The organism is Citrobacter freundii complex sp. CFNIH4, assembly GCF_002934505.1.
Lineage (GTDB): Bacteria > Pseudomonadota > Gammaproteobacteria > Enterobacterales > Enterobacteriaceae > Citrobacter > Citrobacter freundii.
In genome coordinates this window covers 229,536-245,261 of the sequence record NZ_CP026231.1, presented here as the reverse complement: position 1 = coordinate 245,261, position 15,726 = coordinate 229,536, and the positions used below count along the sequence as shown (strand labels likewise).

Genomic DNA, 15,726 nt, shown 5'->3' with positions numbered 1-15,726 from the left:
AGACAGCAATCAGATGCTGAAAGAAGAACCACACCCGCAGGTGCTTTTCGCATTCGGGTTAGTCACAACGAAGCGGGAACCTTCCAGACCTTCGGTATAGTCAACCGCGCCGCCCACCAGATATTGCAGGCTCATCGGGTCAACCACCAGACCAACACCTTGCTTCTCAATGGTCATATCACCATCGTTCACCTGATCGTCAAAGGTGAAACCGTACTGGAAACCGCTGCAACCACCGCCGGTGATATACACACGTAATTTCAGATTCGGGTTATCTTCGTCAGCGATCAGGCTTTTTACTTTATTGGCTGCTGCTTCAGTAAATTGCAGTGGCAGCGCTACGTCATCACTCATATTTTGCTCCAAACGACATTGGCAATTGGGCAAATTATAACCCAATGGTTAAGGCCATTATCTAATACCCTGGTATTTCGTTCAAGTATTCTCGCCAGCGGCTGTACCCTGGCTTTTAGCCGCCTGCTCCGCTTCCTGTTTTGCCAGCGTACGGGCAAGGATAGTCGAGTATAGCGGCTTTCCGCCCATAAATTGGGCTAATAGTGTTGCGCCAAGACAGGTAATAATCATTGGCAAAATGAGCTGATAGTTATCGGTCATTTCCAGTACCAGTATAATGCCCGTTAACGGCGCGCGCACCGAGGCCGCCAACAATGCCCCCATTCCGGCGATGGCGAAGGTCCCGGCCTCCAGATGATAATGCGGAAAAGAGGCCGCTGCCGCCATACCGAACGCGGTGCCAAGCAACGTGCCTAATGCCAGCATCGGGGCAAATATCCCGCCGGGCGCGCCGGACGAGAAGCACAGCAGCGTAGTAATGACGCGGGCAATAAAGATAAACAGCAGTAAACCAACGCTGAAATTCCCTGCCGCAGCGATAGGTATCAGGTTAAACCCGCCTCCAGCCGCTTCAGGTGTAATTAAGCCAAGGATCCCGCACAGACCGCCGATCGCACCGCCCATCAGCACCCATTTTTTGAGATCGCCTCCGTGGAAACGCTGGAACATATCCTGGGTCCGCAACACCATGGTGTTGAACAACGGTCCGACACAGCCAAAAATAACCCCCAGGACCAGATACAACCACAGCGTGTTCACCGGTGCATTGGAGAGCTTCCCAACTTCAATAAGCGGTGCCTCGCCGTTGAAAACACGAAACACAATGCTCGACATGATGACGCCGGTAAACACGGCTTTGATCGAGACAAGGTTATAGCGAAACTGCGGGCGCATCTCTTCAATAATGAACAGGATCCCCGCCAGCGGAGCGTTAAACGCCGCCGAAAGGCCCGCTGCCGCACCGGTCGCCAATAAGGTATGCCGCGCTTCTGCGCTACGCATGCGGAAAATATCCAGCACCATGCGCCCGAGGTTACCACCGATCTGCACGGTCGGTCCTTCTCGCCCGAGCACCATACCGGCACCCAGCGTACCCATACCGCCGAAAAATTTCACCGGCAGTACGCGCCACCAGCGCACAGGCCGAAGTTCTTCCAGCGCGCCTTCAATCTCTGGGATCCCCGAACCACCGGCTTCCGGCGCAAACTTACGCACCAGGAAATAGCCGACCATCGCCAGCAACGCAGAGAGAATAAATGCCAGCGGCCACAGCAGAATGGCATGGTCCGCAACCTGAGCCAGCGCGCCAATGCGCTGATTCTGCACCCAGGTCACCGCTTTCTCAAATGCCACGCCAACAAACCCTGTCACTGTACCCACTACGGCAGCCATCAACAGGATCGCCAACGGCGTTTTGTCTCGTTCCAGGAGTCGACGGATTTGATCCCTGCGGCGTAAACGCACAATTTGTTGTGCTTCAAAAGAGGGAGTGTCTGTCTTCATCAGATGATCATTAATTGGTAATACAAATACGGAATCGGCATTCTACTCGCACATTTCACGAAAATCCCCTGCAAATCGTATTGTTTCAAATGCGTAAAACTTTCATAACCTTCTCTGAATAACTAGAATAGCGGGCATTTACTTTTTCTACGAACCAGGACCCCATCCATGAGTAAGTCTGAAAATCTCTACAGCGCAGCACGCGAACTTATCCCTGGCGGCGTTAACTCCCCCGTTCGCGCCTTTACTGGCGTGGGTGGTACTCCGCTGTTTATCGAAAAAGCCGACGGCGCGTATCTGTACGATGTCGATGGTAAAGCCTATGTTGACTACGTCGGTTCCTGGGGACCGATGGTGCTGGGCCATAATCACCCGGCAATCCGTAATGCGGTGATTGAAGCTGCGGAGCGCGGTTTAAGCTTTGGCGCACCGACCGAAATGGAAGTGAAAATGGCGGAGCTGGTCACTGAACTCGTGCCGACCATGGACATGGTGCGCATGGTGAACTCCGGCACGGAAGCGACGATGAGCGCAATCCGTCTGGCGCGCGGTTTCACCGGTCGCGATAAGATCATCAAATTTGAAGGCTGCTACCACGGTCATGCCGACTGTCTGCTGGTCAAAGCGGGTTCCGGCGCGTTAACGCTGGGTCAGCCGAACTCCCCGGGCGTTCCGGCTGATTTCGCGAAACACACCCTGACCTGCACCTATAACGATCTCGCTTCAGTACGTGCGGCATTTGAACAATATCCGCAGGAGATCGCCTGCATCATTGTTGAGCCGGTCGCAGGCAACATGAACTGCATCCCACCGCTGCCGGAATTCCTGCCGGGCCTGCGTGCGCTATGCGATGAGTTTGGCGCGCTGTTGATCATCGATGAAGTGATGACCGGCTTCCGCGTGGCGCTGGCCGGCGCACAGGATTATTACGGCGTCGTGCCGGATCTGACTTGTCTTGGCAAAATCATCGGTGGCGGAATGCCCGTTGGCGCATTCGGTGGCCGTCGCGATGTGATGGACGCCCTTGCACCAACCGGACCGGTTTACCAGGCGGGTACGCTTTCCGGTAACCCGATTGCGATGGCGGCAGGCTTCGCCTGTCTGACCGAAGTCGCCCAGCCGGGTATTAATGAAACGCTGAACGAACTGACGACGCGTCTGGCGGAAGGTCTGCTGGAAGCTGCTGAAGAAGCGAATATTCCGCTGGTAGTTAATCATGTAGGCGGGATGTTCGGGATTTTCTTCACCGATGCAGAAACCGTAACCTGCTATCAGGATGTGATGGCATGCGACGTTGAACGCTTCAAGCGTTTCTTCCACATGATGCTGGATGAAGGAATTTATCTGGCGCCGTCCGCGTTCGAAGCAGGCTTTATGTCCGTGGCGCACAGTGAAGAAGATATCAATAACACCATCGACGCCGCGCGCCGGGTGTTTGCGAAACTGTAAAGGAGAACGTCCAGAAGCAACGTAGGCCGGGTAAGGCGAAGCCGCCACCCGGCTTTTTTATTGCCGGATGGCGACGCAAAGCGTCTTATCCGGCCTACATGAAAAGAATCAGCCTCAGCGGCTCTGCTTTCTCAACAAATAGATAAAGTACGGCGCGCCAATAAACGTCGACAGTAATCCCGCCGGGATCTGATACGGAAACAACACCATCCTGCCGCACCAGTCAGCAAAAACCAGCAACACGCCACCCGCCAGCGCTGAAATCAGCATATGCGGCATCGCCCGACGAAAACCCATCATCCGGGCAATATGCGGCGCCATCAGCCCGACAAAGCTCAACGGTCCAATGGTCATAGTGGCTGTCGCCGTCAGCCCTGCCGCCAGCAGCAGTAACCCCACGCGTGATGGCGTAATAGCCATACCGACAGCCCGTGCCGTATCGCCGCCGAGCGGTAAAATTGTCAGCCAACGGCGGCACAGCGGCGTCATCGCCAGCAGGATAACCATTACAATCCCGGTGCGCAGCACCTGTTCGCCACTCGCGTTATAGGTTGAGCCGGAGATCCAGGTTAGCACCCCCGCCATACGCGGATCGCCGCTGGCCTGCAGCATCATCAGCAGCATTGTAAACGCCGTGCTGAGCGCCATCCCTGCCAGCAACATGCGGTGCGGTGAAAAGCCCCCGCGCCCGGCGGCAATCATAATGATAAGCAAGGTGGCTGCCGCACCGAGGCTCCCGGCCGGCAGCAGCCAGCCAAAGGCATTGCCAGGGACCAGAAATAACATTAGCACCACGCCAAATGCCGCCCCGGAGCTAATTCCTAATACTTCCGGACTGGCCATTGGATTTCCGGTCAGACGCTGAATAATACAGCCAGCTACCGCTAACATTACCCCGGCAATCAGCGCTGCCAGAACACGTGGCCAGCGCCAGGGCATGAGCTCATCCAGCATCGCGCCGCTGGCCCATGTCCAGCCGTGCGCATCGCGGCCAAACGCGAGCGCCACAATAACGGTAAGCAGCAATATCGCCCCGCCCGCCAGGGCAAACATCAGTACATTCTGCCGCTCAGCAGCGATGCGGTTACTGGCATTCATATCCGGCGCGCTCATACTTCTAAGGCGCGGCAACAGCCACAGCAGCAATGGCGCGCCAATCAGCGCCGTCACCGAACCAGTGGAGACTTCCATCCATACGCGGGTCAGCCACAGAATAATTTGGTCGGAGAGCCAGAGGATCAACGCACCAATCAGCGGGGCCAGCATCAGACGCGCCAGCAGACGACGCGCGCCGAGCATTTTCGCCAGCAGCGGTGCAAACAGGCCAATAAAGCCGATAATCCCAACCGCGTTAACCAGTAAGGCGCTGATAACAATGGCCAGCGATAACGCCGCCAGACGTGCCAGCGACAGCGCCAGACCGAGGTTACGCGCCACGCCGTCATCCAGTCCCATCAGCGTCATTGGGCGTAATAACAACAGCGTCAGCATCACACCGCCCAGCAGTTGCGGCCACAGACGCTGTACGCCGCTCCAGTCGGTCTGCGTTAGCGTACCGCTGCTCCATAAAAACATGCTTTGCAGTTGATCGTGATGGAAGATAACCATCAACTGGTTAATTGCCCCGCAGTACAGGCTGACCACCAGCCCGGCAAGGATTAACGTCACCGGAGAAAGACGTTTGCCCCAGGCAACGCCAAACACCAGAGCCCCAACAACACATGCTCCCGCCAGCGCCGCAAATTGCGTGGTCAGCGCACCGGGAATAGCCCACAGCGTGGTAACCGTAATGCCCAACTGCGCCCCGGTTGCGACACCTAACGTAGTGGGTTCTGCCAGTGGGTTACGCAGCACCTGCTGAAACAAGACACCGACCAGCCCCAGCCCGGCACCGACCAACAGCGAAATCGCCAGCCTCGGCAGCAGACTGTAGTGGAAAACCATCTGCTCAATAGCATTGATATCCGGTGACCAGATAGCCTGTTGCCACTGACTGCGCGGTAGCGCAACAGAGAAGTTAACCCAGGTCAGCCAACAGGCAGCGACAAACAGAACCGCCAGAAGAAGCGTTGGGAACAGCGCAATTCGTTTACTCACGCTTTGACTCCCAGCGCATTATCCAGAATGCGGGCAAAATGCATCGCCGAGAGCGTGGCACCATAGAACCAGACGGCAGGCACACGCTGAAAACGTCCGCTGCGGACAAACGGCATCGCCTGCCATAATGGCGTAGACATCAGCGCAGCCATCTCTTTATCGTTGCCGTGGTCAAAACACAGCACATCGACATCCTTATAAGCAGCCAGACGGTCAATACTCACGGCAGTGCTGCCCCAAAAGTTTGTCTCGCCCTGCCAGGCGTTGGGGATCCCATAATCATCCAGCACGTCCTGAAACAGGCTGTTTGGGCCAAACACCAACATATGTCGCGAATCAAGCAGGGAAGTGAGAAGTACAGGGCGCGCGCCGCGTTGAATGAAGCGCGGTTTCAGGCTGGCGATAAAACGATCGTACTCGGTCAGATGGCGTTCAGCAGAGGCTTGCAGATTGAACAATTGCGCCATTTCCTGCAGCGATTGTCGCGCAACGGCCAGCGGCTTTTTACCGTCACTGAAGTTAAATCCCCGGCCAGGTGCAATCCGCGCCAGCTTTTCAGGGGAAGGACCATAGCCTGCCGACCACAGCAAAAACGAGGGTTTCATTTCGGTCAACAGTTCGAGATTGGGCTCCGTACGTAGCCCGACATCAATCACAGAATCCGGCAACGGGGGCTCACTGACCCACAGCTTGTAGTTAGGGATATCGGCAATGCCATACGGCGTAATACCCAGCGCCAGCAATAGCTCTACCGGTAGCCATTCCAGCGCCACAATGCGCTGCGTATCAACCGCCGCAGCGTGCGCCGTATTCATCCGCCACAGCAGCGGCGACAGCGCCATCGCCGCAAGCAGCCGCCGACGGGTAATATGATGTAATTCAATCATTAATAGACAAAACTCACGGGTGCGGCACCGGCCGGATGCGGCAAAATGCCCATCGGGATACCGTAAATCTGTTCCAGAGTTTCACTGCGCATCAGTTCAGCAGGCGTCCCTTGTGCAATCATTTCACCACCGCGCAGCGCAACTAAGTAATCACAGTAGCGGGCCGCCATGTTGATATCATGCAGCACCGCAATCACCGTCAGCCCGCGCTGCTGACTTAAGCGATGCACCAGTGCCAGTACGTCAACCTGATGAGCGATATCCAGCGCGGAAGTCGGTTCATCAAGCAGCAGACAGCGGCTGTCCTGCGCTACCAGCATGGCAATCCACGCGCGCTGGCGTTCTCCGCCGGACAGACTATCAACCAAACGGTGCGCCAGCGGTTTTAAGCCAACCAGCGAAATCGCCTCTTCTACTTTCTCTCTGTCGGCAACGCCAAAACGTCCCAGCGCTCCGTGCCACGGATAGCGGCCAATCGCCACCAGTTCGCGCACAGTCATCCCTTCGGCCTGCGGCAACTGCTGCGGCAGATAGGCGACCTTGCGGGCAAACGCTTTACTGCTCCAGTTCTCCAGCGGCTGTTCGTCGAGCAGGATTTCACCTTCTGACGGCGGCTGATGACGTCCCAGCATTTTCAATAACGTCGATTTTCCGGAACCGTTGTGGCCGATAAGGCCGGTCACTTTACCCACAGGAAAAGTTAATGAGAGAGGATGCAAAAGCGTGCGGCCAGGCACACGAAAGGAGACATTACGCAACGCAAAAGTAGTGTCGGGATGGGATCTGTTTTCCTGCATAGCAGCCAACTTGTAAAACGGGCACGCAAAGCGTGCCCAATAGAAATTAGAAACGGAAGGTTGCGGTTGCAACGACCTGACGTTCTGCGCCCCAGAAGCAGCCATAGGTATTGAAGCAGCTGGCGACGTATTCACGGTCAAACAGGTTGTTCACATGCAGCGCCACGTTGGAGCCCGCCATGCCGACGCGCGCCAGATCGTAACGTACTAACGCATCCACCAGCGTATAGCTCCCCACTTTAAAGGAGTTTGCCGGATCGCCATAACTGGAACCAGTATAACGAACGCCAGTACCCAACGTCAGCCCAGAAAGCGCGCCGTCATAAAGGGTGTAATCGCCCCACAATGATGCCATGTGTTTTGGCACCTGCGCAGGCGTATTGCCCTTGTAGTTGGTGTCGGTGGTGTATTCCGCGTCGGTGTAGGTATAAGAACCCACTACGTTGACGCTGGCAGACAGCGCCGCTTTCGCTTCAATTTCCACTCCGCGAGAACGAATTTCACCACCTTCAACTGACCAGAACGATCCGTTCGGATCGGCCATCAGATTGTTGGTTTTAGTCAACTGATAGACAGCACCGGTGATCACGATTGGACGATCGTTCGGCACATACTTCACGCCAGCTTCGTACTGCTTACCTTTGGACGGCGCAAAGATATTACCGCTTGCACCCGTCTGAGAAGCCGGTTCAAACGACTCGCTGTAGCTGAAATACGGGGTTACGCCGTTGTCGAACAGGTAGTTAACACCGCCACGCCAGGTGAATTGCTTATCATCGCGGGAATCCGTTACACCAGAAACACGGTTCAGAGAGTCCTGTTTAGCCCAGTCGTAACGACCGCCCAGAGTAACCAGCACCTTATCCCATTGCGCCTGATCCTGAACATACAAGCCAGTCTGCTTCTGTTTGTTCAGCACTTTGTAAGGACCTGAAGGGCCTGGGTGTGAGCCAAAATCGAAGTCGCTACGGTCGAGGTTATAGATATCGGACGGCGCAACAGAGCCCGCATAGCCAAACCAGGAGTTGATATCGTTCCGCATACGCATAAAGTCAACGCCGGTCAGCAGCGTGTGATCTACGTCGGCAGTAGCGAACTTGCTTTGCAGCTGAGTATCGACGGAGAAGTTCTGCAATTTCTCATTATCGATAACATACTGACGCGTCAGCGTATGATCCCAGTCGGCCTGAGGAACGCTGGCACAAGGGCTGTTAGCCGGATCCTTGGTATAGAGCGGATCGGAGCACATACCGTAGCCATACACGCTGTTCTGCGAGACTTTATTTTGCGCGTAACGCAGGTTCTGACGCACGGTAAAGGTGTCGTTAAATTCATGATCGAAGCTGTAGCCCACCATCTTCTCGTTACGAGAATAGGTATTGTTGTTCGCCCCTTCGTTGAAATCGGTAGGCAGACGCTTGCCATTCGGCAACTCAGTCACCGTCCCTTCTTTCGGCAACCAGCCGTAATAACCTGTTTCCGGCTCGTTCTGGAAGTAGGAGAGGAAGGTGAAGTTTGTCTTATCGTCCGGACGCCATGAGAAAGATGGCGCGATGGCATAGCGTTGTTCTTCTGCGCCCTGCTGCTGCGCATTGGCGGAACGCGCCAGGCCAGTTAAGCGGTAAGAGTATACGCCGTCATCATCCAGCGCATCGCTGAAATCAAAACCGGTCTGGAACAGGCTGTCAGTGCCCATCTTGAACTGAATTTCTTTCAACGGTTCTGTGGTCGGGCGTTTGCTGACCATATTCAACAACCCACCTGGGTTGCTCTTTCCGTACAGAACGGAAACCGGACCACGCATCACTTCGGCGCGTTCCAGCATATAAGGGTCGATCACCGCATCATTGTAGAAGTTACCCTGCATCTTCAGGCCATTCAGATAGTTATTCTGACTTTGGCCATCGGCAGCGAAGCCACGGATGATCAGGTAATCATAGGTATTGGACGCACCACGCGTACCCACGGCAACGCCCGGGGTGTAGCTAAGCGCCTCTTTGACCGATTTTGGCTGATGCAACGCCATCTCTTCGGCGGTGACCACTGAAATAGACTGAGGAACTTTTTGAATCGGAGTGTCGGTTTTGGTCGCCGTAGCAGACTGTCGTGCGGCGATGGTTGCCGCTGGCCCCCATGCGCTTTCCTGCGGAGCAGGAGCTGCAGTTACGGTGATGGTTTCTTCTTTCGGGTCAACCGCCGCCTGTGCATAGACAGACATGCCGCTAACCGCTGTGGCTACCACTACTGCGATTTTACGCAGTGATGAACTTGGCTGAGCAGTTTTAAGACGCGCCATTGGTATTTCTCTGATGAAAGTGAATGATAACGTAAACGAGAATTATTATTATAACGGCAGCATAATATTCGAAACTCTGGCGAGATAGCAAGCAATACGCGCCCCTACTAAAACTGAGGGGTTAAGAAATAACCAGATGAAAAGAAAGGGTTAATAAATTAGGCTGGAATGTTAGAGCGCTGACAACCCGCCGCAGCGGGTCGCAAGGCGTTAGCGGTAAAAGACCTCAAAAGTCGCGACGGCGTCCACTTTCCCGGCTTTGACATTGCCGGTTTTGGCATAGCGTGCCTTCAGCGGAATTTCTGCCACTTCGTTAGCGCTGGTGCTGCTCACAGCGGTATAGGTTTGATCAAAACTCAGCACATTATTGTTCGTGTCCAGAATCTGGATACCGACACCGCTGGCAGAGCTGTCTCCACTGGCGATAGCCAAAATATTGCCATCCGTAACGCCTGTCGAACCAGCACTGTTGAACTTATAATCGATTTGGGTACCTGCCCGACAATCAGAAATCTCGATTTTGAAACTGTTATCGGTGAGTACTTCTGAAAATTGACTGTCAAAGTTATCGACATTAATCGTCTTCAGCGGCACGTAGATATTTTTATCCTCCAGGTTACAGGTATTAGTCTGGATATGAATGCTGGTGGGAGATACCAATATCTGAGCTATCACATCATTACCCCACTTCTCTTGCGCTGTCAGCCGGGAGGTATCAAGATAACCATCCTCGACGTCGCCCGTCACAACCAACTGCATTGACGCATGGTACTTTGTATGAATACTGTTCCATCCGCTTGCTCCATAGCTATAAAAATGCATGGGTGTGACGATATCCTCAGAGGTAAAGGTAGGTGTTCGTTCTTCCGCTTCAGCCATGCGGATACCTATACCTGGAACGCTAGTCTGATAAACGCCTTCCAGCACTCCATTGCGGGCATCGGCATCCGTTAACACTGCGTAACCTTTGTATTTGTTGCCAGTATCCTGGCAATCCATATCGATTTGGCCGCTCTCAATGCTTCCCTCATAAATAACCGTACCAACTGATACGTCAGGTTCCACAGTGATGCTTGCCGGTAGCTGAAAGGTCATTGCGCCATTTTCCGGGTAATTTCCGGTACATGTGGCGGCATAAACAGGTGCCGCAGATCCAGCTAAAATCAATATGATCAACATAGCCCTGAAAATGTTTATGTTCCTTTTACTCATATCTGACAATTTCCGTATTCATAAGCCATATTCCATTATTGGCAATTAACCGTAGCTGAGAGAATTCCCGTACCCATGTTCACAGGTACGCTTACGCTGCCCGTACATTTCGTCTGTGCGGTATTTCCCCATTGCACCTCAATGCGCTGTGTTCCTTTTAGCCCAGTGACATACACTTCACCGTCGTCACCCACGATCGATGTCGTACCGTCCATACTTAACAGAGCACCAAAAGGAACCACGCTCTGACCATGTTTTAAGGTAAGTAATGCACGCTTACCTGAACGCGCCGTGAAGTCAGCTTTCAGGGCGGCCCCTTTTGTCGGAACCACATCCAGAGAAGCATCCTGAATATCAATATCATCACGTCCCTGAGTATTCACAGTAATAGTATTACGGCGATAATTGGTTAAAGTTGGCACAATGGCATTGCCCCAATAATCGGTGTAAACCCCCCGGGAATTTTGTATTTTTACATTATCGCCATCGGTAATGTGCACAATGGCAAAAGCATCCTGAATGGATTGTCCAAGCGTTATTCCCTGCGAATGCGCAACAACGGAACCCTGGGCGCCATAGCCCCACTGTTTACTGTCTTTTTGATAACTGTAATTGGCGCTGAACTCGCCAACCGATGTCCGATACCGGGAAGAGAGATAGGCACCATAACCGACATCGTTATCGGTGTAGGTTTGCTGAAGGTTATAATTTAAATTGTTATCTTCCAGTAGCGTTCCACTGACGCCAACCTGATGTGCACTATTATCATTTTTTGAACTTGTCAGAGTATATGTTCCCCAGGCATTAGGGAAGGTGCGAACAAGTTCCTGATATGAGATCATCATATTCATCCGGAGCGCATCCCAGAGGGACATCATGAGCCATCAACTCACCTTCGCCGATAGTGAATTCAGCACTAAGCGCCGTCAGACCCGAAAAGAGATTTTCCTCTCCCGCATGGAGCAGATTCTGCCATGGCAGAATATGACCGCTGTCATCGAGCCGTTTTATCCCAAGGCGGGCAATGGCCGACGGCCCTATCCGCTGGAGACCATGCTGCGTATTTACTGCATGCAGCATTGGTACAACCTGAGCGACGGTGCCATGGAAGATGCCCTGTACGAAATCGCCTCCATGCGCCTGTTTGCCCGATTATCCCTGGATAGCGCCCTGCCGGATTGCACCACCATCATGAATTTCCGCCACCTGCTCGAGCAGCATCAACTGGCCCGTCAATTGTTCAAGACCATCAATCGCTGGCTGGCCGAAGCAGGCGTCATGATGACCCAAGGCACTTTGGTGGATGCCACCATCATTGAGGCACCCAGCTCTACCAAGAACAAAGAGCAGCAACGCGATCCGGAGATGCATCAGACCAAGAAAGGCAATCAGTGGCACTTTGGCATGAAGGCCCACATTGGTGTCGATGCCAAGAGTGGCCTGACCCACAGCCTAGTTACCACCGCGGCCAACGAGCATGACCTCAATCAGCTGTGTAATCTGCTTCATGGAGAGGAGCAATTTGTCTCAGCCGATGCCGGCTACCAAGGAGCGCCACAGCGCGAGGAGCTGGCCGAGGTGGATGTTGACTGGCTGATCGCCGAGCGTCCCGGCAAGGTAAAAACCTTGAAGCAGCATCCGCGCAAGAACAAAACGGCCATCAACATCGAATACATGAAAGCCAGCATCCGTGCCAAGGTGGAGCACCCGTTTCGCATCATCAAGCGGCAGTTCGGCTTCGTGAAAGCCAGATACAAGGGGCTGCTGAAAAACGATAACCAACTGGCGATGTTATTCACCCTGGCCAACCTGTTTCGGGTGGACCAAATGATACGTCAGTGGGAGAGATCTCAGTAAAAACCGGAAATAACGCCAGAAATGGTGGAAAAAATAGCCTAAATAGGCTGATTCGATGTGTTTGCGGGAAAAAAATCGGCCCAGATCCGCGAAATTTTAATCAGCGAGTCAGCTTGGGAAGAAATGACCTGCTTATTCGCACCTTCCTTAACACAGAGGGGAAATAGACAATGGCTGGAGATGTGCTGGAATATAAAACCAACAACATCATAGATATAATATATCTTTATCAACTCATTCAGTTTAAAACATTCCCTTGTGTCATCTATTCTACGTACCATAATGAATAAAAGCTAATCAACGCATTCACCAAAACTAAAGAAACAACATACAACATCTTGTTTTAGCAGAACAATTTATGAAAATAATATTTTCTTAATGGTGATTTTAGTCAGCGTGAACATATTCATAAAAACAATATTACTCACATATGCATACGGGAAGATAATAAAAAAACGCAGAAAAAATAGAATAAAATCAACCAACCGATGATATATACAAAAAAATAATATATTGAATTTATGATTAAACGGAAAATATAGGCAGGAAACACCATCACTGTTCACCCTATCCTGAGCTTGCTATACAGACCGAAATGCGAATACCACAAGAGGGAGAATTCCCCCACATCAGCAGGCACCGATGCGGGGGAGGACAGCTAAAAAATCAGTTACCGCCAAACATATCTTTTATCCAACCAGCCACGCCATCGCTGTCTTTCTTCTCTTGCTGCGGCGGTTGCTGCTGTTGAGGCTGCTGCTGCGGCTGTTGAGAAGATTGATCAAACGGATTCCCCGACTGCTGCAGCATTTCACCCTGCTGACACAGCGAATCAGGATCGGTGGTCCATACCGGAAGCGTGCGCATCCCGCCGCTACAAACGAAGTTACCGTCGTAGTCTACGCCCATATCCACCACATCCTCCGGTGGCGTCAGCACCAGCGGTGTTGGCGTCTGGTTAGCCAGATAACGCTGATAAATCGACATCGCGCCGCTGGCACCGTACAGCTTGGTTGGCTGGTTGTTATCGCGGCCCACCCAGGTGATGGTCACCTGGCTGCCGTCGATCCCGGCAAACCAGGTATCCACGTTGTTGTTGGTGGTCCCGGTTTTCCCTGCCAGATGCAAGCCAGGATATTTCGCGCCAAGCTGACGACCCGTACCACGCTGAACCACCTGCTGCATGGTCCACAGCGTCATATACGCCGCCTGCGCCGGAACGGCACGCTCAGCCTGCGGGAAGCTCTGGTACAGCACGGTACCATCTTCGGCAATCACCGAACGCAGCGCCGACAACGGTGCACGGTTCCCGCCGCTGGCGATAGTCTGGAACGCCTGCGCCACTTCGATCGGCGTCAGGTTCAACGCCCCGAGCAGCATGGCCGGAACCGGGTTAAGCTGATCTTTCGGCGCGCCCAGCTTCAACCAGGTATCAGTCACGGCAGGCAAGCCCAGCGCCATCCCCAGATTTACCGTCGGTACGTTCATGGAGCGGGTTAACGCATCCACCAGCATCACTTTTCCGCTTTCGCTATAACGACGATCATCGTTCTGTGGCGACCAGACCTGACCGTTCGGCTGACGTAGTGCAATCGGCGCATCAGCAATCCAGGTATTCAGGCGGTAAAGTTTCGGCTGGCTGAGCGCAGTCAGATAGGTCGCCGGCTTCGCCAGAGAACCAATCGAACGACGCGCCTGCATCGCACGGTTATAGCCCGCAAACTGCGGCTCTGCCCCGCCAACCATGGCGCGAACTTCGCCACTGAATCGGTCAACCACCACAATCGCGGTTTCCAGATCGCTCAGCTTACGCTGTTTCTTCAGCACCGGAATGCCTTCCACCGCCGCTTTTTCCGCAGCGTCCTGCGCCACGGAATCAAAGGTGGTGAAAATTTTCACGCCGGAGAGATCTTTAACTTTATCGCCCAGCTTCGCCTGAAGCTCCTGACGCACCATCTGCATAAAGGCTGGCTGTGGCGAGATCACTCCACCACGCGGCTGTACGCCTAACGGACGCGCGCTCAGCATGTCATACAGATCCTGATCGATGATCTGCTGCTGTTGCAGCAAACGCAGCACGAGGTTACGACGCTCCAGCGCCAGCTTCGGGTTACGCCATGGGTTATAGATTGACGCCCCTTTAACCATCCCCACCAGCAACGCCTGCTGGTCGAGACTCAGTTCTTCCACCGGACGACCGAAATAATAGAGGCTCGCCAGCGGGAAGCCGCGAATTTCATTATCGCCGCTTTGACCGAGATAGACTTCGTTCATGTACAGCTCAAGAATGCGATCTTTGCTGTAACGCGCATCCATCAGCAGCGCCATGTAAGCTTCGTTGGCCTTACGCCAGTAAGAACGTTCGCTGGACAGGAACAGGTTCTTCACCAGTTGCTGAGTCAGCGTACTCGCCCCCTGCACCGTGCGACCGGCCGTCAGGTTGGCCAGCACCGCACGACCAATCGAGTAGAGGCTGACGCCATCATGCTCATAGAAGTGACGGTCTTCGGTTGCCAGCAGCGTATCTACCAGCAGATCCGGGAATCCACTGCGCGGGACAAACAGGCGCTGCTCGCCGTTAGGTGAAGAGAGCATGGTAATCAGGCGTGGATCGAGACGGAAGAAACCGAACTGGCGGTTGTTATCCATATTCTCGATAGTGTCCAGATGATCGCCATCAAAGGTCAGACGTGCGCGCACCTGCCCTTCTTTACTGTCCGGGAAGTCAAACGGACGACGAATCATCTCAATGCTCTTCGCCTGTACGGTGAATTCGCCCGGACGCGTCATCTTCGAGACCTGACGATACTGCGTGGCCTCTAGCAGCTTCACCATCTCGTTCTTGCCGATGGGCATTTCTGGCTCAAGGTTAACCATGCGGCCATATACTGCCGCCGGAAGCTGCCAGACTTTACCGTCGATACGGCTACGGATTTTTTGGTCCAGATAGACGCCGTAAATGGCGATCAGCACCAAAAAAACAATCGACAGTTTTACCAGCAGCCAGAACCAGCCGCGTTTACCACGAGGCTTACGCCCTTTGCCTTTACCCTTACGCGGCATCGGTTCTTCATCCTCATAGTCATCATCATCATAATCGTCGTCATACTCTTCATCTCTGAGTTGACGACGGCTCACCTTTTGTTTCACCGGACGTGAGGGTTTCCCTTTACGTCCAATTGGCTCGCGGTCATTCCCCGCCATGCTTTTTCTCCGCAACATTCAGGCGCAAAGGCCCGATTCTCTGTTCTTCCGTCCTGCGACAGAAGAAGAA

Annotated in this window: 12 protein-coding genes and 1 pseudogene; 3 read left to right on the top strand and 10 right to left on the bottom strand. The window is 53.5% G+C overall.

Going from position 1 to position 15,726, the window contains the following annotated elements; translation table 11 throughout:
* Positions 1-9: 9 nt before the first annotated feature.
* From erpA to clcA, 3 genes and pseudogenes are all read right to left on the bottom strand, one after another.
* Positions 10-354: an iron-sulfur cluster insertion protein ErpA gene (gene erpA / locus C2U41_RS01160; protein WP_003018581.1), complete on the bottom strand. Its 345-nt coding sequence runs from the start codon at positions 352-354 to the stop codon at positions 10-12.
* Positions 347-412 (bottom strand): annotated as a pseudogene (gene yadW, locus C2U41_RS29435) (small protein YadW). The gene erpA and the pseudogene yadW overlap by 8 nt, the downstream one beginning before the upstream one ends.
* A 23-nt stretch (positions 413-435) precedes the next feature.
* Positions 436-1,857, bottom strand: coding sequence for a H(+)/Cl(-) exchange transporter ClcA (gene clcA, locus C2U41_RS01155; RefSeq protein WP_049002729.1), 1,422 nt, complete (start codon positions 1,855-1,857; stop codon positions 436-438).
* A gap of 168 nt (positions 1,858-2,025) precedes the next feature.
* On the opposite strand from clcA, the gene hemL reads away from it, so the two are divergent.
* Positions 2,026-3,306 (top strand): glutamate-1-semialdehyde 2,1-aminomutase, encoded by a 1,281-nt coding sequence (gene hemL, locus C2U41_RS01150; protein ID WP_103849119.1) that lies wholly within the window; start codon positions 2,026-2,028, stop codon positions 3,304-3,306.
* A gap of 114 nt (positions 3,307-3,420) precedes the next feature.
* On the opposite strand, the gene fhuB is transcribed toward hemL, so the two are convergent.
* From fhuB to C2U41_RS01120, 6 genes are all read right to left on the bottom strand, one after another.
* On the bottom strand, positions 3,421-5,403 hold the full coding sequence (gene fhuB / locus C2U41_RS01145; RefSeq protein WP_003018589.1) for a Fe(3+)-hydroxamate ABC transporter permease FhuB: 1,983 nt from the start codon (positions 5,401-5,403) through the stop codon (positions 3,421-3,423).
* On the bottom strand, positions 5,400-6,290 hold the full coding sequence (fhuD, locus tag C2U41_RS01140; protein ID WP_046670960.1) for a Fe(3+)-hydroxamate ABC transporter substrate-binding protein FhuD: 891 nt from the start codon (positions 6,288-6,290) through the stop codon (positions 5,400-5,402). Before fhuD ends, fhuB begins: the two co-directional genes overlap by 4 nt.
* Positions 6,290-7,087 carry a Fe3+-hydroxamate ABC transporter ATP-binding protein FhuC gene (gene fhuC, locus C2U41_RS01135; protein WP_003845793.1) on the bottom strand — a complete coding sequence of 266 codons (798 nt, stop codon included), beginning with the start codon at positions 7,085-7,087 and terminating at the stop codon, positions 6,290-6,292. Before fhuC ends, fhuD begins: the two co-directional genes overlap by 1 nt.
* Positions 7,088-7,133: 46 nt before the next feature.
* On the bottom strand, positions 7,134-9,383 hold the full coding sequence (gene fhuA / locus C2U41_RS01130; RefSeq protein WP_044714923.1) for a ferrichrome porin FhuA: 2,250 nt from the start codon (positions 9,381-9,383) through the stop codon (positions 7,134-7,136).
* 210 nt (positions 9,384-9,593) lie between these two features.
* The gene (locus tag C2U41_RS01125; RefSeq protein WP_224769938.1) at positions 9,594-10,595 is read right to left on the bottom strand and encodes a fimbrial protein; all 1,002 of its coding nucleotides are present in this window, start codon (positions 10,593-10,595) and stop codon (positions 9,594-9,596) included.
* Between the two features lie 35 nt (positions 10,596-10,630).
* A complete protein-coding gene (locus tag C2U41_RS01120; RefSeq protein ID WP_374755696.1) occupies positions 10,631-11,446 on the bottom strand; it encodes a fimbria/pilus outer membrane usher protein in 816 nt (271 codons plus the stop codon).
* A 25-nt stretch (positions 11,447-11,471) separates the two neighbouring features.
* Between C2U41_RS01120 and C2U41_RS01115 the strand changes: the two genes are divergently transcribed.
* Complete coding sequence (locus C2U41_RS01115) at positions 11,472-12,452, top strand: IS5-like element ISKpn26 family transposase (protein ID WP_104427089.1); 981 nt, start codon at positions 11,472-11,474, stop codon at positions 12,450-12,452.
* Complete coding sequence (locus tag C2U41_RS29915; RefSeq protein ID WP_308457687.1) at positions 12,434-12,619, top strand: hypothetical protein; 186 nt, start codon at positions 12,434-12,436, stop codon at positions 12,617-12,619. The genes C2U41_RS01115 and C2U41_RS29915 overlap by 19 nt, the downstream gene beginning before the upstream one ends.
* 499 nt (positions 12,620-13,118) lie before the next feature.
* On the opposite strand, the gene mrcB is transcribed toward C2U41_RS29915, so the two are convergent.
* Entirely contained in the window at positions 13,119-15,656 is a 2,538-nt protein-coding gene (mrcB, locus tag C2U41_RS01100; RefSeq protein WP_003837501.1) for a bifunctional glycosyl transferase/transpeptidase, read from the bottom strand.
* Between the last annotated feature and the right edge of the window lie 70 nt (positions 15,657-15,726).

Excerpts from the sequence above, each read along its gene's own strand:
- erpA (WP_003018581.1), bottom strand. The coding sequence starts at position 354 with ATGAGTGATGACGTAGCGCTGCCACTGCAATTTACTGAAGCAGCAGCC.
- clcA (WP_049002729.1), bottom strand. The coding sequence starts at position 1,857 with ATGAAGACAGACACTCCCTCTTTTGAAGCACAACAAATTGTGCGTTTA.
- hemL (WP_103849119.1), top strand. The coding sequence starts at position 2,026 with ATGAGTAAGTCTGAAAATCTCTACAGCGCAGCACGCGAACTTATCCCT.
- fhuD (WP_046670960.1), bottom strand. The coding sequence starts at position 6,290 with ATGATTGAATTACATCATATTACCCGTCGGCGGCTGCTTGCGGCGATG.
- fhuC (WP_003845793.1), bottom strand. The coding sequence starts at position 7,087 with ATGCAGGAAAACAGATCCCATCCCGACACTACTTTTGCGTTGCGTAAT.
- fhuA (WP_044714923.1), bottom strand. The coding sequence starts at position 9,383 with ATGGCGCGTCTTAAAACTGCTCAGCCAAGTTCATCACTGCGTAAAATC.
- C2U41_RS01125 (WP_224769938.1), bottom strand. The coding sequence starts at position 10,595 with ATGAGTAAAAGGAACATAAACATTTTCAGGGCTATGTTGATCATATTG.
- C2U41_RS01120 (WP_374755696.1), bottom strand. The coding sequence starts at position 11,446 with ATGAATATGATGATCTCATATCAGGAACTTGTTCGCACCTTCCCTAAT.
- C2U41_RS01115 (WP_104427089.1), top strand. The coding sequence starts at position 11,472 with ATGAGCCATCAACTCACCTTCGCCGATAGTGAATTCAGCACTAAGCGC.
- mrcB (WP_003837501.1), bottom strand. The coding sequence starts at position 15,656 with ATGGCGGGGAATGACCGCGAGCCAATTGGACGTAAAGGGAAACCCTCA.